This is a genomic window from Streptomyces sp. DSM 15324 (assembly GCF_001514285.1).
Lineage (GTDB): Bacteria > Actinomycetota > Actinomycetes > Streptomycetales > Streptomycetaceae > Streptomyces.
On sequence record NZ_KQ949033.1, the window covers coordinates 338,724 to 354,092 of the forward strand.

General features: G+C 70.0%; 12 protein-coding genes, 2 rRNA genes and 1 riboswitch. Of the genes, 1 reads left to right on the forward strand and 13 read right to left on the reverse strand.

Annotation, left to right across the window (positions count from 1 at the left end):
• Positions 1–28: 28 nt before the first annotated feature.
• A complete protein-coding gene (gene gcvP / locus AQJ58_RS31360; protein WP_067256245.1) occupies positions 29–2,914 on the reverse strand; it encodes an aminomethyl-transferring glycine dehydrogenase in 2,886 nt (961 codons plus the stop codon).
• Positions 2,915–3,099: 185 nt separating this feature from the next.
• Positions 3,100–3,195, reverse strand: a riboswitch (glycine riboswitch).
• Between the two features lie 112 nt (positions 3,196–3,307).
• Between gcvP and AQJ58_RS31365 the strand changes: the two genes are divergently transcribed.
• Complete coding sequence (locus tag AQJ58_RS31365) at positions 3,308–3,679, forward strand: PRC-barrel domain-containing protein (RefSeq protein ID WP_067256247.1); 372 nt, start codon at positions 3,308–3,310, stop codon at positions 3,677–3,679.
• A 1,169-nt stretch (positions 3,680–4,848) separates the two neighbouring features.
• Here AQJ58_RS31365 and AQJ58_RS31370 read toward each other — a convergent pair.
• The 12 genes from AQJ58_RS31370 to AQJ58_RS31425 all read right to left on the reverse strand — a co-directional run.
• Complete coding sequence (locus AQJ58_RS31370) at positions 4,849–6,255, reverse strand: DNA polymerase IV (RefSeq protein ID WP_067256248.1); 1,407 nt, start codon at positions 6,253–6,255, stop codon at positions 4,849–4,851.
• Positions 6,256–6,311: 56 nt separating this feature from the next.
• A complete protein-coding gene (locus tag AQJ58_RS31375) occupies positions 6,312–6,998 on the reverse strand; it encodes a MerR family transcriptional regulator (protein ID WP_079079346.1) in 687 nt (228 codons plus the stop codon).
• Positions 6,999–7,242: 244 nt separating this feature from the next.
• Complete coding sequence (locus tag AQJ58_RS31380; RefSeq protein WP_067256251.1) at positions 7,243–7,716, reverse strand: bifunctional nuclease family protein; 474 nt, start codon at positions 7,714–7,716, stop codon at positions 7,243–7,245.
• A gap of 84 nt (positions 7,717–7,800) precedes the next feature.
• The gene (locus AQJ58_RS31385) at positions 7,801–8,538 is read right to left on the reverse strand and encodes a transcriptional regulator FtsR (RefSeq protein ID WP_067256253.1); all 738 of its coding nucleotides are present in this window, start codon (positions 8,536–8,538) and stop codon (positions 7,801–7,803) included.
• A 42-nt stretch (positions 8,539–8,580) separates the two neighbouring features.
• A complete protein-coding gene (locus tag AQJ58_RS41755) occupies positions 8,581–9,465 on the reverse strand; it encodes an FHA domain-containing protein (protein WP_079079347.1) in 885 nt (294 codons plus the stop codon).
• Between the two features lie 82 nt (positions 9,466–9,547).
• A complete protein-coding gene (locus tag AQJ58_RS31395) occupies positions 9,548–10,381 on the reverse strand; it encodes a DUF881 domain-containing protein (protein ID WP_067256256.1) in 834 nt (277 codons plus the stop codon).
• Positions 10,382–10,386: 5 nt separating this feature from the next.
• Positions 10,387–10,719 carry a small basic family protein gene (locus tag AQJ58_RS31400; RefSeq protein ID WP_003988855.1) on the reverse strand — a complete coding sequence of 111 codons (333 nt, stop codon included), beginning with the start codon at positions 10,717–10,719 and terminating at the stop codon, positions 10,387–10,389.
• Positions 10,716–11,621 (reverse strand): DUF881 domain-containing protein, encoded by a 906-nt coding sequence (locus AQJ58_RS31405; protein WP_107122202.1) that lies wholly within the window; start codon positions 11,619–11,621, stop codon positions 10,716–10,718. Before AQJ58_RS31405 ends, AQJ58_RS31400 begins: the two co-directional genes overlap by 4 nt.
• A 98-nt stretch (positions 11,622–11,719) precedes the next feature.
• Positions 11,720–14,215, reverse strand: a complete 2,496-nt coding sequence (locus AQJ58_RS31410) for a mannose-1-phosphate guanyltransferase (RefSeq protein ID WP_067256259.1) — start codon at positions 14,213–14,215, stop codon at positions 11,720–11,722.
• A gap of 115 nt (positions 14,216–14,330) precedes the next feature.
• The gene (locus AQJ58_RS31415) at positions 14,331–14,939 is read right to left on the reverse strand and encodes a cardiolipin synthase ClsA (RefSeq protein WP_067256261.1); all 609 of its coding nucleotides are present in this window, start codon (positions 14,937–14,939) and stop codon (positions 14,331–14,333) included.
• Between the two features lie 110 nt (positions 14,940–15,049).
• Positions 15,050–15,166 (reverse strand): 5S ribosomal RNA (gene rrf, locus AQJ58_RS31420).
• Between the two features lie 86 nt (positions 15,167–15,252).
• A 23S ribosomal RNA gene (locus AQJ58_RS31425) occupies positions 15,253–15,369 on the reverse strand; the annotation flags it as partial.

Here is a 15,369-nt window from a genome sequence, read left to right on the forward strand (position 1 = left end):
TCCGGACGGGCCCCGCACTTCCTGCCGATCAGTCCTCGTACGCGTCCAGCGGCGGGCACGAGCAGACCAGGTTCCGGTCGCCGAAGGCCTGGTCGATCCGGCGCACCGGCGGCCAGTACTTGTCGGCGACGGACACCCCGGCCGGGAAGACGGCCTCCTCACGGGTGTACGCGTGCTCCCACTCCCCGCCGAGCGCACCGGCGGTGTGCGGGGCCTGGCGCAGCGGGTTGTCCTCCGCCGGCCACTCCCCCGAGCCCACCTTCTCGATCTCCGCACGGATGGCGATCATCGCCTCGCAGAACCGGTCCAGCTCGATGATGTCCTCGGACTCGGTCGGCTCGATCATCAGCGTCCCCGCCACCGGGAACGACATGGTCGGCGCGTGGAAGCCGTAGTCGATCAGCCGCTTCGCCACGTCGTCCACGCTCACCCCGGTCGCCTTGGTCAGCGGCCGCAGGTCGATGATGCACTCGTGCGCGACCAGCCCGCCCGGGCCGGTGTACAGCACCGGGTAGTGCGGTTCGAGCCGCTTGGCGATGTAGTTGGCGCTGAGCACCGCCACCTGGGTGGCCCGCTTCAGCCCCTCGCCGCCCATGAGCCGCACGTACGCCCACGAGATGGGCAGGATGCCCGCGGAGCCCCAGGGCGCGGCCGAGACCGGTCCGACACCCGTTTCCGGCCCGGCCGCGGGCTGGAGCGGGTGGTTCGGCAGATACGGCGCGAGGTGCGACCGTACGGCGACGGGGCCGACGCCGGGACCGCCGCCGCCGTGCGGGATGCAGAAGGTCTTGTGCAGGTTCAGGTGGGAGACGTCACCGCCGAAGTGGCCCGGCTTGGCCAGCCCGACGAGCGCGTTGAGGTTGGCGCCGTCGACGTAGACCTGCCCGCCCGCCTCGTGGACCTGGGCGCAGATGTCGGCGACGTGCTCCTCGAACACCCCGTGCGTCGACGGGTACGTGATCATCAGGACGGCCAGTTCGTCGCGGTGCCGTTCGATCTTGGCCCGCAGGTCCTCGACGTCGATCTCGCCGTCCTCCGCGGTCTTCACGACGACGACCTTCATCCCGGCCATCACGGCGCTCGCCGCGTTCGTGCCGTGCGCGGAGGACGGGATGAGACACACCGTCCGCTGCTCGTCCCCGTTCGCCCGGTGGTAACCGCGTACCGCCAGCAGCCCCGCCAGCTCGCCCTGGGATCCGGCGTTGGGCTGGAGCGACACCTTGTCGTACCCGGTGACCTCGGCGAGCCGGTCCTCCAGCTCCCGGATGAGCGTGAGGTAGCCCTCGGCCTGCTCGGCGGGCGCGAAGGGGTGCAGCTGCCCGAACTCGGGCCAGGTGACCGGCTCCATCTCGGTGGTCGCGTTGAGCTTCATGGTGCAGGAGCCCAGCGGGATCATGCCCCGGTCGAGCGCGTAGTCCCGGTCGGCCAGCCGGCGCAGGTAGCGCAGCATCGCGGTCTCGGAGCGGTGCTGGTGGAAGACGGGGTGGGTGAGGATCGCGTCGGTGCGCAGCAGCCCCTCGGGCAGCGCGTCCCCGGCGGCGGCGTCGAGCGCCTCGACGTCCCCGTCCACACCGAAGGCGGCCCACACGGCGGCCAGCTGTGCCCGCCCCGTGGTCTCGTCGCACGCGATCGAGACGTGGTCCGCGTCGACGAGGCGCAGGTTGACCCCGCGCCCGCGGGCGTCGGCGACGATCTCGCCGGCCCTGCCCGGCACCCGCACGGTCAGCGTGTCGAAGTAGGAGCCGTGCACGACCCCGACCCCGCCGGCCGTGAGGCCCGCGGCGAGGACCGCGGCATAGCGGTGGGTGCGCCCGGCGATCGTCCGCAGCCCGTCGGGCCCGTGGTAGACGGCGTACATGCCGGCCATGACCGCGAGCAGCACCTGGGCGGTGCAGATGTTACTGGTGGCCTTCTCCCGGCGGATGTGCTGCTCACGCGTCTGGAGCGCGAGCCGGTAGGCCTTGTGCCCGTCCGCGTCCACGGACACCCCGACGAGCCGTCCGGGCAGGCTGCGGGCGAATTTCTCCTGGACCGCCATGTATCCGGCGTGCGGTCCGCCGAAGCCCATGGGCACACCGAAGCGCTGGGTCGTCCCGACGGCGATGTCCGCGCCCAGCTCCCCGGGCGACCTCAGCAGCGTCAGGGCCAGCAGATCGGCGGCGACGGTGACGAGCGCGCCGAGCCCGTGCGCCTGGTCGATGACGGCCTTGATGTCGCGTACGGCCCCGGAGGCGCCCGGGTACTGGAGCAGCACGCCGTTGATCTCACGTCCGGCGATCTCGGCGGGGATGCCCTCGGCGAGATCGGCGACCACGATCTCCACGTCCGTCGGCTCGGCACGGGTCTGCAGCACGGCGATGGTCTGGGGCAGCACATCGGCGTCGACCAGGAAGAGGCCCTTCTTGTTCTTCCCCATGCGCCGGGACAGGGCCATCGCCTCGGCGGCGGCCGTGCCCTCGTCGAGCAGCGAGGCACCGGAGGTGGGCAGCCCGGTGAGGTCGGCGACCATGGTCTGGAAGTTCAGCAGCGCCTCCAGCCGGCCCTGCGAGATCTCCGGCTGGTACGGCGTGTAGGCCGTGTACCAGGCCGGGTTCTCCATGACGTTGCGCAGGATGACCGGCGGCGTGAAGGTGCCGTAGTAGCCGAGGCCGATCATGGAGCCGAGGACCTGGTTGCGGTCGGCCAGCGAGCGCAGCTCGGCCAGGACCTCGGCCTCGGTGCGCGCGCCCGGCAGGTCGAGCGCGTCGGCGTTCTTGATCACGTCCGGGACGGCGGCGGCGGTCAGCTCGTCGAGCGAGCCGTAGCCGACGTGCGCGAGCATCTTGGCCCGCGCCTCCTGGTCGGGCCCTATGTGACGCTGCTCGAAGGGGATGCCCTGTTCGAGCCGGGTGAGCGGAATGCGATCGGCGGTCATGTCTGAGGCCTCCTGGTCTGACGCGACCTTCGAGGGGCACCACGGCACGGGTGCCCGGACGGCCTCCCCCTCTGTCATCTCAACCTGAGAGCTTCACCGGCCGCCACCGGGGCAGCCGGCTTTCACCGTCGGTGAGGACGGAGGCCGTCGACGCCGTCGACTTCCGTCCTGCTTTCCAGAGTGACCTCGTCCGCGCGGTACGTGTGCCTGAGAGATTCCGGGGAGGAGTTGCTCCTTCGGCGCCTCCGGTGATCTCCGGAGGACTCTCCCGCACGGGGTCAGCAGCCGTTGCCAGACTACCAGCGAGGTCCATGAGGACGGCTCGAGTGGCCGCTCGTCCCAATGTGTTCTTTTGTAGTGCTTACGGATGAGTTGCGACCAAGTGGAGGGCCCGTGCAGACCGACATCGATCCGCGCAACCTGATCGGCCGCAAGGCGTTCGACCGCAACGGCACCAAGATCGGCACCGTCGACGAGGTCTATCTCGACGACGCGACCGGTGTGCCCGAGTGGGCCGCGATACGCACCGGGCTGTTCTCCCGGGACGCCTTCGTCCCCCTCGAACCCAGCGAGCTGGTCGAGGGCACCCTCCACGTCCCCTTCGACCGGGCCCTGATCAAGGACGCGCCCGACTTCGGCGTCGGCCGGCACCTCTCCCCGGAACAGGAACTCCAGCTCTACCACCACTACGGCCTGGACGTCGCCGCTCCCCCACCCCTCCCGGACCACGACTTCGGCCGCCTGGCAGGCACAGACGAAGCCTGACCTGGTCGCCCGCAGGGGACAGCACCAGAACGCTCCCCTTCACCACCCGGACGGCCGCCCCCCAGAGGCACGACGGTCCTCACCGTCCCGGTCACCCCCCTCCCCCGCCCCCACCCGTCCCCGAGGTCGCCGCCATCCCGGGCACCACCGTCCCCATGCACCCGCCATTCAGCACCAGCCCCCTCCCGGCGGTCCCCCGCCGTTCCTCGAGGGCCCCGCCATCCCGACGGTCCCCACTCATCCCCGTACGCCCGCCATCCGACGGCCACGGCCGTCCCCGTGCCCACCGCGTCCCGATGGGCCCCCGCCCCTCAAGGTCCTCGCCACCGCAGCGGGCACCCGTCCCAGTGCGCGCCGCACCATCCCGACGGCTCACGCCATCGTTGGGGGCCTCGCCCTCCCGGCCGTTCCCGCGTCCGCCGCGTCCCGATGAGTACCGCCCCCCTCGGGTCCCCGCCATCCCAGGCGGCACCCGACCCCATACGCCCCACCACCCCGGCGGCACCCACCAACCCGGCGGTCTTCACCGCCCCGTGCGCCCCGCCATCCGGTGCGCACCGCCGACCTCCTGGTGTTAGACATCCCCTGCTCACAGCCATACCCGTGGGCACCGCCATCCCGCTGGGCACCGCGGCCCTTGCGGTCCTCTTCATCCCGGCGGTCACTGCCATACCGATGGTCGCCGCCCCCTGCACCTGCCGTCCCAGCGGCTGCCCTTCTTCCGGCGGTCCTACCCGTCCCCGTATGCACCGCCGCCCCCGTGCACCCTCCATTCCGCAGCAGCCACCCTCCTGGTGATCCTCACCGCCCCCGCGCCTGGCTATCCGGGGGCACCACAATCCACGAGGGCCCCGCAGTCCCACTGAGCACCACCATCCACGCCGTCCTAGGGCCACCACGCCCGGTCCTCCCCGTCCCGGGCGGTCCCACCCGTCCCCGTGCGCCCCGCCAGCCGGGGGCACCCATCCCCTTGGTGCTCGTCGTCCCCGCCGTAGCCGACCTCCCCGTGGCCCCCGCTGTCCCGGCGGCCGCCACCCGTCGCCGCCATCCCGGTACGCACCGCCGTCCCCGTTGGCCTCGCAGTCCCGCCCGCACCTCCCGCCCGCACCTCCGTCCCCACGGTCCCAGCCGGCCCGCAGGGCACCCGGTTACTCGGCGTCCCGGTGGTCCTACCCGCCCTCGCGCGCCCCGCCGGTCGCGAGGTCGCCGCCCTCCCGTTGGTCCCCGGCGTACTCGTCCGGTCTCGGCCGTACCAGTGGCAACGGCTCCGCCGCCGTCAGGGCCGGATCGTCCGTCCGGAAGGTCCGTACCCGCCCCGGCTCGGACTCCGGGGTCTCGAAGCGCACCGTGACCCGGCCCAGCCCGCTCCCCTGCACCCAGCCGTGCCCCAGCTCGGCGTGGACCACGTCACAGCCGGGACTCCACCGGTGCTCGGCCGGCCCGGCCTGCGGCACTGCGGACTCGCCGGGATCCTCCTCCTCGGCCCCGTCGCCCGGCTCCTCCCCCGCGGCCTGGGCGAACAGGTCCTCCTGGGTGAAGTCCGCCAGACCAGTGACACCGACCCCGAGCAGCCGCACCCCGCCCGTGGTGTCGACGGAGTCCAGCAGTCGCCCGGCGGCCTCCCGCACCACCGCCGGATCGTCCGTGGGCCCGCGGAGCGTCTCGGACCGGGTCAGCGTGGAGAAGTCGTAGCGGCGCACCTTCAGCACGATCGTCCGCCCGGACAGACCGGAGCCCCGCAGTCTGCGCACGCAGCGGTCCGCCAGCCGCTTCACCTCCAGCTCCACCCGCAACCGCTCATGGATGTCGACGTCGTAGGTGTCCTCGACCGAGACCGACTTGGCCTCCCGCTCCGCGACCACGGGCCGGTCGTCGCGCGCCAGCGCCATCGCGTACAGCCCCTGCCCGTGCGCCTTGCCCACGAGGCGCACGAGCTCGTCCTCACCGGCCTCGGCCAGCTCGTCGACCGTGGTGATCCCGGCCCGGCGCAGGTGGTCCCCCGTCGCCGGACCGACCCCGGGCAGCGTCCGCACCGGCATCGGCCCGAGCAGCGCCCGCTCGGTCCCTGGCTCGATGAGCACCAGGCCGTCGGGCTTGGCCTGCTCGGAGGCGATCTTCGCGAGCATCTTCGAGGCGGCCAGGCCCACCGACCCCGTGAGGCCCGTGACCGCCCGGATGTCCGCCCGCAGCCGAATGCTGGCCAGCCGGGCCGACTCGCCGTCCCAGGCCGCTCCCCCGGCCTCCAGGTCCACGAACGCCTCGTCCAGGCTCAACGGCTCCACGAGCGGCGACAGCACCCGCAGCAGCCCCATGACCTGGTCGCTGATCCGCCGGTAGAAGGCGAAGCGCGGGACGAGGTAGGCGGCGTTCGGGGCCAGCCGGCGCGCCTGGGCCGTGGGCATCGCCGAGTGCACCCCGAAGGCCCGGGCCTCGTAGGAGGCGGTGGCCACCACCCCGCGCGGCCCGAGACCGCCCACGATCACGGCTTTCCCCCGCAGGCTCGGTTTGGACGCCTGCTCCGCCTGGGCGTAGAAGGCATCCATGTCGAGATGCAGGATCGTGGGCGCGTTTCTCACATCTCCGATGCTGCACCACGCCACTGACAACGCAGCCGCCCCGCAGGGCGAAGGCTTCAGACCGCCCGGTTGCGCCGACGCGCCAGCTCGTCCGCCGGATTGGGCCCGACGAGCGTCTCGCCCGTGTCGACCCGTTCGCCGTGCAACTGCGACAGCGCGCCCTCCACGTCCCGCCAGACCACACCGACGGCGATCCCGAAGATGCCCTGACCGCCCTGGAGCAGTGCGTGGACCTCGTCGGGCGAGCTGCACTCGTAGACCGTCGCGCCGTCGCTCATCAGCGTCATCCGCTCCAGATCACGGAAGCCGCGCTCCCGCAGATGCTGGACGGCCGTGCGGATGTTCTGCAGCGACACCCCGGTGTCGAGGAACCGCTTGACGATCTTCAGGACGACGACGTCCCGGAAGCTGTAGAGCCGCTGCGTCCCCGACCCGTACGCGGGCCGCACGCTGGGCTCGACGAGGCCGGTGCGGGCCCAGTAGTCGAGTTGCCGGTAGGTGATGCCGGCGGCCGCACAGGCCGTCGGTCCGCGGTAGCCGATCTGCTCGGACGCCATGGACGCCGCCCCTCCGCTGCTCGGCACGGCCGCGGGTCGCTGCGGAGCCGCGTGCTCGGCCGCGCCGCCCTGGTGGGGATATCCCCTGCCCGGGCGTAGCCGAGAGCTCGGGGGAGGGTACGGACCGCTTCCCCCGACGCCGAGTCCGGGGGCACCCCCAGCCGCACCGTCGCCGCTGCTTCTCACGCCGACCTCCGTCCTTGACCTGCCTTCTCGACGGTAGGCAGTCACCAGGGGTGCGTCAACGATCGCCACACTCGCCACGCCGAGTGATAATCACCCTAGGAGTGGTTTCCCGCACCCCACCGCGGGGAAAGGCTAGCCGAATGCCTGGAGATGGAGCCGTAGGACGCCCGCACGCGCCGCCGGCACGTGGCGGAAACAGGGCGGCCGGCCTGCGGCCCTCCTCACTCCGCAGGCCGCGCTCCGGCTACTGGTTGCTGGAACCGAAGTCCTCGGGCGAGATCTGGTCGAGGAACTCGCGGAACTTCTCCACCTCGTCCTCCTGCTCGTCCGGAATGGCGATGCCCGCGTCGTCGAGCACCGTGTCACTGCCGAAGATCGGCGTCCCGGTGCGCAGCGCCAGCGCTATGGCGTCGGACGGGCGCGCGCTCACCTCGACGCCGCTGGCGAACACCAGCTCCGCGTAGAAGACGCCCTCGCGCAGATCCGTGATGCGCACCTCGATGAGCTCCTGGCCGACGGCTTCCAGCACGTCCTTGAACAGATCGTGGGTCAGCGGTCGCGCGGGGGCCATGCCCTGCTGGGCGAAGGCGATCGCCGTCGCCTCCCCCGGTCCGATCCAGATGGGGAGGTAACGGTCGCCTCCCACTTCACGCAGCAGCACGATCGGTTGGTTGGAGGGCATTTCGACCCGGACACCTACGACATCGAGCTCGTTCACACAGCAACCCTAGGCCGTGCCCGGGACGTTTGGGTAGTCGGGCCGGGAACGGGTGACCGATCCGCCCAGGGCAAAACCGGTGGCTCAGGGCAACCGGACGCCGAGAGCGGTCTGCACGAGCGCCGCGTGCAACCGGACCGTGAGCCCCGCCAGCTCCTTCGTACGGGCCTCGGCGTGCGCCCTGGTCTGCGGGTTGCGGTGCCGCTTCAGCGGGGCGACCACCTGGTCCACCAGCCCCGCCTCACGGTCGGCGGCGGCCTTCATCACCCGCAGGTGCCGGGGTTCGATCCCGAACCGCCCCAGCTCGGCGACGAGCCCGGCCACGGTGGCGGCCTCGGCGTCGTAGACCCCGTCCTCCAGCGGGACGAGCAGCCCGTAGGACTCCCACTCCACCAGCGCCGCCTCGTCGATCCCGGCGGCCGCGAGCAGCTCGGCCCGCCCGATCCGGGCCGCCGTGGGCCCCTCCACGGGCTCCGGAAGGGCTTCTCCGTCCCGCTGCCGGCCCACAGTCGGCAACGCGACGGCCTCGCCCCGCTCCATGGCGTCCAGATGCTCCCGGATCACCTTGAGCGGCAGATAGTGGTCGCGCTGCATCCTCAGAACGTGGCCCAGGCGCTCGACGTCCTGCGCGCTGAACTTGCGGTACCCCGAGGGGGTCCGCTGGGGCTCGATCAGCCCCTCCGCCTCCAGGAAACGGATCTTGGAGATGGTGACCTCGGGAAACTCGACCCGCAGCGCGTTCAGTACGGTGCCGATGCTCATCGCACCTGCGTCCGCGGCGGCGGTGCCGGATCCGGCACCGCCCCTCGGTGTTTGAAGCATGGACCTTCCCTTGGTTCCCCCCGGATGGGCTCCGGGGGAGGGTCAGTAACCCTGCTGGCTCGCGTAGAAGACCAGCCGGTACTTGCCGATCTGCACCTCGTCACCGTTCGACAGCGGGACCTCGTCGATCCGCTCCCGGTTGACGTACGTACCGTTCAGGCTGCCGACGTCCGCGACCTTGAAGGTGCCGTCCGGGTTGCGACGGAACTCCACGTGACGTCGCGAGACCGTCACGTCGTCCAGGAAGATGTCGCTCTGCGGATGGCGCCCGGCCGTCGTCAGGTCGCCGTCCAGCAGGAAGCGGCTGCCCGAGTTGGGGCCACGACGGACGACCAGCAGCGCGGAACCCGACGGCAGCGCGTCGACCGCGGCCTGCGCCTCCGGGGAGAGCGCCGGCAGCTGGGTCTGCCCGGTGGCCTCGGAGTCGTAGGCCTCGAGACCGGAGATGGAGATGGTGGAGGTCGTCTCCGACGCACGCTCCGGCGTCAGACCGGGACGCAGCGGCGCGCCGCAGTTGGAGCAGAAGCGGCTGTTCTCCGCGTTGCGGTTACCGCACCTCGTACACACCAGGGCCGACATGGGAGAAAACCCTCCACCCGTACTTGAGGTTGACGGTTGGCCGAAACCTATGCCGCCGGACTGTGCGGGGTCAACAGACGCCGCGCCCTGGCCTCCGGAAATGTCACCCCCCGGACCGGACACCTGGTCCCGGAACAGCGGCCGCTGGCCCTCTGCGTCGGGCTGTGCGCGATGACGGGCAGTCGCGTTGTCGCTGCCCTCTCGCGCGCTCTTGCCGAACAACTTCGCAAACAACTTCACGGGCGATTCCCCTTGACCGAAACAGACCCGCCCGTGGGGCAGGACGAACCCTGAATGAATACACCGGCCGACCCGGACACCTTCACAACGTCCGTATCCACCAGACAGTTTCCACCACGCACCACCCGATCGGTGCGTCGACCCCCCGCAACCTCATGCCCCTGCCGGACGGCCCCCATGCACCCCCGGTTCACCGGGTCGACGACCGAGCGTAGTCAGGCTGCTTCGCCGCTCGCAAGGCGTCCACGACGATCTTGTCCGACCGCTCGACGGTCACCGTGGCCTGCTCCTTCTCAAGAGTCTGCACCACGCCTCCAGGGATGTTCAGCGCCGGCTCCAGGTCCTGCGGGTTGCCGATGACCTTGAAACGAAACGGCGCGTTGATCTTGTTCCCGTCGACGCTGACGCTGTCGTCCGAATCCGTCAGGTAGGTGCCGGCGACCACCCGCACGTCGTTGACCTGGATCGCCTCGGCGCCCGCGGCGCGCAGCTCCTGGATCGCGTCGAGCAGCATGTCCGCCTCGACCGTCCCCTTCGTGTCCTCGATCGTCATCGTGATGCCCGGCCCCTGCGCGGCCACCGTGCCCGCCAGGATGCCGAGTTGCTTCTCCTTCTCCACCGTCTGCTTACGGGCCTCCTCCGCCTGGTCGGAGCTGTTCTCCAGCTCCGCCTGCTGCTTCTCGAGTCCCTGCTTCTCGTCCTCAAGACGCTGACTGCGGTCATCCAGTTCATCAAGGATGCGCACAAGATCCTCCTGGCGCGCGCCGCGCAGGGCGTTCCCGCTGTCGCTGTTGGAGGCGACCTGGACGGCCAGACCGAAGCCGAGCCCGAACAGCAGCAGGGCGACGATGAGTTGGGCCCGGGTGACACGCGGCGGCCACAGCCCCTTCGCCAGCCGCTGCCGGCCGGTCAGCACCGGCTCGGCGACCTCCCGCTCCTCCTCGACCGCCGCGGGGGGCGCCGGGACCTCCTCCGGCAGTTCCTTGCGCAGCCGATTCTCGGCCACCTCGTCCTGGTTGCTCATCGGCGTCACGCCCGGAAGACGTGCCGGCGGATCGCCGCGGCGTTGGAGAAGATCCGGATACCGAGGACGACCACGACACCGGTCGACAGCTGGGCGCCCACGCCCAACTTGTCCCCCAGGAAGACGATCAGCGCGGCCACCACCACGTTCGACAGGAACGACACCACGAAGACCTTGTCGTCGAAGATCCCGTCGAGCATGGCCCGCAGTCCGCCGAAGACGGCGTCCAGCGCCGCCACGACGGCGATCGGCAGATAAGGCTCGACAACCGCCGGAACCTCGGGCCGGACCAACAGGCCGGCCACGACTCCCACGACGAGGCCCAGTACGGCGATCACGATGTGCCCTTCTCAGTTCTCGGCTCAGCTGTACGTACGATCACACTCGGTGCGGCGGGCAGCCGGACGTCGTCCTGCACGGAAAGGGCCGTCCTGATGCCGTAGTTCTCCTGCAACACGCTCAGATAGACGCCGTCCGCGCTGTTCTGGAACCTGGTGCTGAGGTTTTTCCCGTCCCCCACCGCGAGCACCGTGTACGGCGGCACCAGCGGCTTGTTGTCGACCAGTATCGCGTCACCCGCGGCCCTGATCGCCGACAGCGCCGTCAGCCGCTGTCCGTTGATCGAGACGGCCTCGGCTCCCGACGCCCACAGTCCGTTGACCACCTTCTGCATGTCACGGTCACGGACGCGCCCGGTGTCGGAGAACCCGGAGGTCTCCCGCGGGTCACCGTCACCCCCCGTGCTGGCTTCCTTGGCGTCGTTGACGACGAGCTTGATCCCGGGCCCGTGCACCTGCACGGCCCCCGACAGCACGCTCACCAGATCCGCCTGGCCGCCGCCACCGCTGTGCCTGAGCGCCTCGCGCTGCCGGGCGCTCACGTCGTCGCGCAGCCGGTCGACGGTCCGCTCCAGCTCGTCGGCCGCCTTGGTCTCGGCGTCGACGCGGTCGACCAGTTCCTCACGCTCCTTGGCGACGACCGGGGCCGAGATCCGCGCCTGGGCCGCCCCGACGGTCACCACGAGGGCCGCGAGCACCAGCCCGCCCGCGAGTCCGAGCTTCGCCCGCAGCGTCTTCGGCAGACCACCGGCGCCCTCGGACTCCTTGCGGGCGGCGGCTTCGGCATACCCGTCGTCGAGGCTGTGGTCCATGACGTTGGTGAGCAGCGACATGGAGGCGTCCGGGCGCGACACGCGCGCGGTTGTGCTCCGAACGGGGGGCGGCTGCGGCATGCCGCACATCGTCGCACGTCGCGACCACTACCTCCGAATGGCCCCACCGCCGAACCGGACAGGCCCCTTCACGGAGGCCTGTCCGGCACGCGCGTGTGCCGCGCGGATCAGCGTCCGGCGCTGTCCACGACCGACGACCACTCGTCGAGCAGGGCTTGCGCGGAGGCGTCGTCGGGCCCCTCCGCCCACAGATGGGTGACGGCCTCGGCCGGATCGGGCAGGACCATCACCCAGCGCCCGTCCGTCTCGACCACCCGCACGCCGTCCGTGGTGTCCACGAAGCGGTCTCCGGCCGCCTCGACGACCCGCCGCATCACCAGCCCCTTGACGGCCCACGGGGTCGCCAGATCCCGCTTCAGGACGTGCGCCCGCGGAATCCGCGCGTCGATCTGGCTGAGGGTGAGCTGTGTCCGCGCCACCAGCCCGATCAGCCGCACGAAGGCCGCCGTACCGTCGAAGACACTGCTGAACTCGGGGACGATGAAACCGCCCTTGCCGTCCCCGCCGAAGATCGTCGTCTCGTCCCGGCCGACCCGGGTCAGGTCGTCGGGCGACGTCGTCGTCCACTCGACCTGCGTCCCGTGGTACGCCGCGACCTGCTCGGCGATCCGTGTCGTGGTCACCGGCAGCGCCACCCGCCCGCTGCGCCGCTCCGCGGCCACCAGGTCGAGCAGCACCAGCAGGGCCCGGTCGTCCTCGATGATCCGGCCCTTCTCGTCGACGAGCGACAGCCGCTCGCCCACCGGGTCGAACCGCACCCCGAACGCCGCACGTGAGGAGGCCACTATCTCGCCGAGCCGCACGAGCCCCGAGCGCCGCTGATCGCCGGTCTCCGTCGGCCTGGCCTCGTTCAGACCGGGATTGATGGTCAGCGAGTCCACGCCCAGCTTCCCGAGCAGACTCGGCAGCACCAGACCCGCGCTGCCGTTCGACGCGTCGACCACGACCTTCAGCCCGGACTCCGAGATCCCGGTCGTGTCCACGTTCCGCAGCAGCGACCCGGTGTACGAGTCGAACACACTCGCCGGGAAGTGCAGGTCCCCGATCTCGCCCGGGAACGCCCGCCGGTACTCCTGTCGGGCGAACACCCGGTCCAGCTTGCGCTGACTGCCCTGCGACAGATCGGCACCCTGCCCGTCGAAGAACATGATGTCCACGGAGTCCGGCACCCCGGGCGAGGTCCGGATCATGATCCCGCCGGCCGATCCCCGCGCGGTCTGCTGCCGCGCCACGGGCAGCGGTACGTTCTCCAGGTCCCGTACGTCGATGGCGCTGGCCTGCAACGCGGAGATCACCGCCCGCTTCAGCGCCCGGGCGCCCCGGGAGTGGTCGCGGGCCGTGGTGACGGTGGAGCCCTTCTTCAAGGTCGTGGCGTAGGCGCCGGCCAGCCGCACCGCCAGCTCCGGGGTGATCTCGACGTTCAGGATGCCCGACACCCCGCGGGCGCCGAAGAGATGCGCCTGGCCCCGGGACTCCCAGATCACCGACGTGTTGACGAACGCGCCGGCCTCGATGGTCTTGAACGGATACACCCGGACATTGCCCTGCACGATCGATTCTTCACCGATCAGGCATTCGTCGCCGATGACGGCGCCGTCCTCGATGCGGGCGGCCCGCATGATGTCGGTGTTCTTTCCGACGACACAGCCGCGCAGATTGCTGTGCTGCCCGACGTACACGTTGTCGTGCACGACGGCCTTGTGCAGGAACGCGCCGCTCTTGACCACCACGTTCGAGCCGACGACGGTGTGCTCACGGATTTCCGCGCCGGCCTCGACCTTGGCGTAGTCGCCGATGTACAGCGGACCGCGCAGTTCGGCGTCGGGGTGCACTTCGGCACCTTCCGCCACCCACACTCCGGGGGAGATCTCGAAGCCGTCGAGTTCGACGTCGACCTTGCCCTCCAGCACGTCGGCCTGAGCCTTCACATAGCTCTCATGGGTGCCCACGTCCTCCCAGTAGCCCTCGGCGATGAAGCCGTAGATCGGCTTCCCCTCCTTCATGAGCTGCGGGAAGACGTCACCGGACCAGTCGACGGGCACGTCGGCCTCGACGTAGTCGAAGACCTCGGGCTCCATGACGTAGATACCGGTGTTCACCGTGTCCGAGAAGACCTGGCCCCAGGTCGGTTTCTCGAGGAAACGCTCGACCTTGCCCTCTTCGTCGACGATGGTGATGCCGAATTCCAGCGGATTGGGCACACGCGTCAGACAGACGGTGACCAGTGCGCCCTTTTCCTTGTGGAAGTTGATCAGCTCGGTGAGGTCGAAGTCGGTGAGAGCATCGCCGGAGATGACGAGGAAGGCGTCGTCCTTCAACGCCTCCTCTGCGTTCTTGACGCTTCCGGCGGTTCCGAGTGGCTTCTCCTCATTGGCATAGCTGAGCTCCATTCCGAGCTCTTCTCCGTCACCGAAGTAGTTCTTGACCAATGAGGCCAGGAACTGCACGGTGACGACGGTCTCGTTGAGCCCATGCCTTTTGAGCAGCCTCAGGACGTGCTCCATGATCGGCCGGTTGGCCACCGGCAGGAGCGGCTTGGGCATGCTCGAGGTCATCGGGCGAAGGCGTGTGCCTTCGCCTCCGGCCATCACGACGGCCTTCATGTCGGAAGCGTCCTCCTAAAGAGACGACGGTCTAGCCGACTTCACCCATCAAGATTGTCCCGCACTTTTCCGAAGCGGGCCATCGAGCCACTACTGCCCCCGCCCGACGACGGGCTCAGCCGGCCATGGCGTCCGCACGAACGAGGCGGCGGACCTGCACCACGTAGAGGACTCCTGCCCACCAATAGAGCGTTGTACCCCACCCTGCGAACGCCCATCCGAAAATAGCAGCGAGTGACGCGAGCCACCCGCTTCCGTCACTGAGCAGGAGCAACGGGAAGGCGTACATCAGGTTGAAGGTGGCGGCCTTGCCCAGGTAGTTCACCTGCGGCGGCGGATAACCGTGGCGCCTGAGGATGCCCACCATCACCAGCAGGACCAGTTCCCTCGCAAGAAGTACAGCCGTCAACCAGACGGGCAGAATCTCCCGCCAGGTGAGGCCGACCAGGGTCGAGAGAATGTAGAGCCGGTCCGCGGCGGGATCGAGCAGCCGGCCGAGGCTGCTGACCTGGTTCCAGCGCCGGGCGAGCTTCCCGTCCAGGTAGTCGCTGATGCCGCTGAGAGCCAGCACCAGGAGCGCCCAGCCGTCGCTCTGGGGCCCCCCGAACTCAGGCCTGAGGATCAGCCACAGGAAGAGGGGCACGCCCAGAAGACGCGCCATGCTCAGGATGTTCGGGATGGTGAGGACCCGGTCTGTCTGGACGCGGGTCTCCTGGACCTCCACCCGGGGGCCTCCATAGAAAACGTGCCAACGATGCCCCCTGACCCTACCTCAACGCAAAAAAGCTCTGGCTCTTGGGCCACGTGTGCCCAAGAGCCAGAGCTCTAAAAGGAGTTCGGCGGTGTCCTACTCTCCCACAGGGTCCCCCCTGCAGTACCATCGGCGCTGTGAGGCTTAGCTTCCGGGTTCGGAATGTAACCGGGCGTTTCCCTCACGCTATGACCACCGAAACACTATGAAACTGTCAGCCGCACCACGTTGTGGCAACGTGGGGCTGTTCGTGGTTTCAGAACCAACACAGTGGACGCGAGCAACTGAGGACAAGCCCTCGGCCTATTAGTACCGGTCACCTCCACACATTACTGTGCTTCCAGATCCGGCCTATCAACCCAGTCGTCTACTGGGAGCCTTACCCCATCAAGTGGGTGGGAGC

Bases quoted from the DNA above. Each gene is read 5' to 3' on its own strand.
- gcvP (WP_067256245.1), bottom strand. From the start codon at position 2,914: ATGACCGCCGATCGCATTCCGCTCACCCGGCTCGAACAGGGCATCCCC.
- AQJ58_RS31385 (WP_067256253.1), bottom strand. From the start codon at position 8,538: ATGCTTCAAACACCGAGGGGCGGTGCCGGATCCGGCACCGCCGCCGCG.
- AQJ58_RS31395 (WP_067256256.1), bottom strand. From the start codon at position 10,381: ATGAGCAACCAGGACGAGGTGGCCGAGAATCGGCTGCGCAAGGAACTG.
- AQJ58_RS31405 (WP_107122202.1), bottom strand. From the start codon at position 11,621: ATGTGCGGCATGCCGCAGCCGCCCCCCGTTCGGAGCACAACCGCGCGC.
- AQJ58_RS31410 (WP_067256259.1), bottom strand. From the start codon at position 14,215: ATGAAGGCCGTCGTGATGGCCGGAGGCGAAGGCACACGCCTTCGCCCG.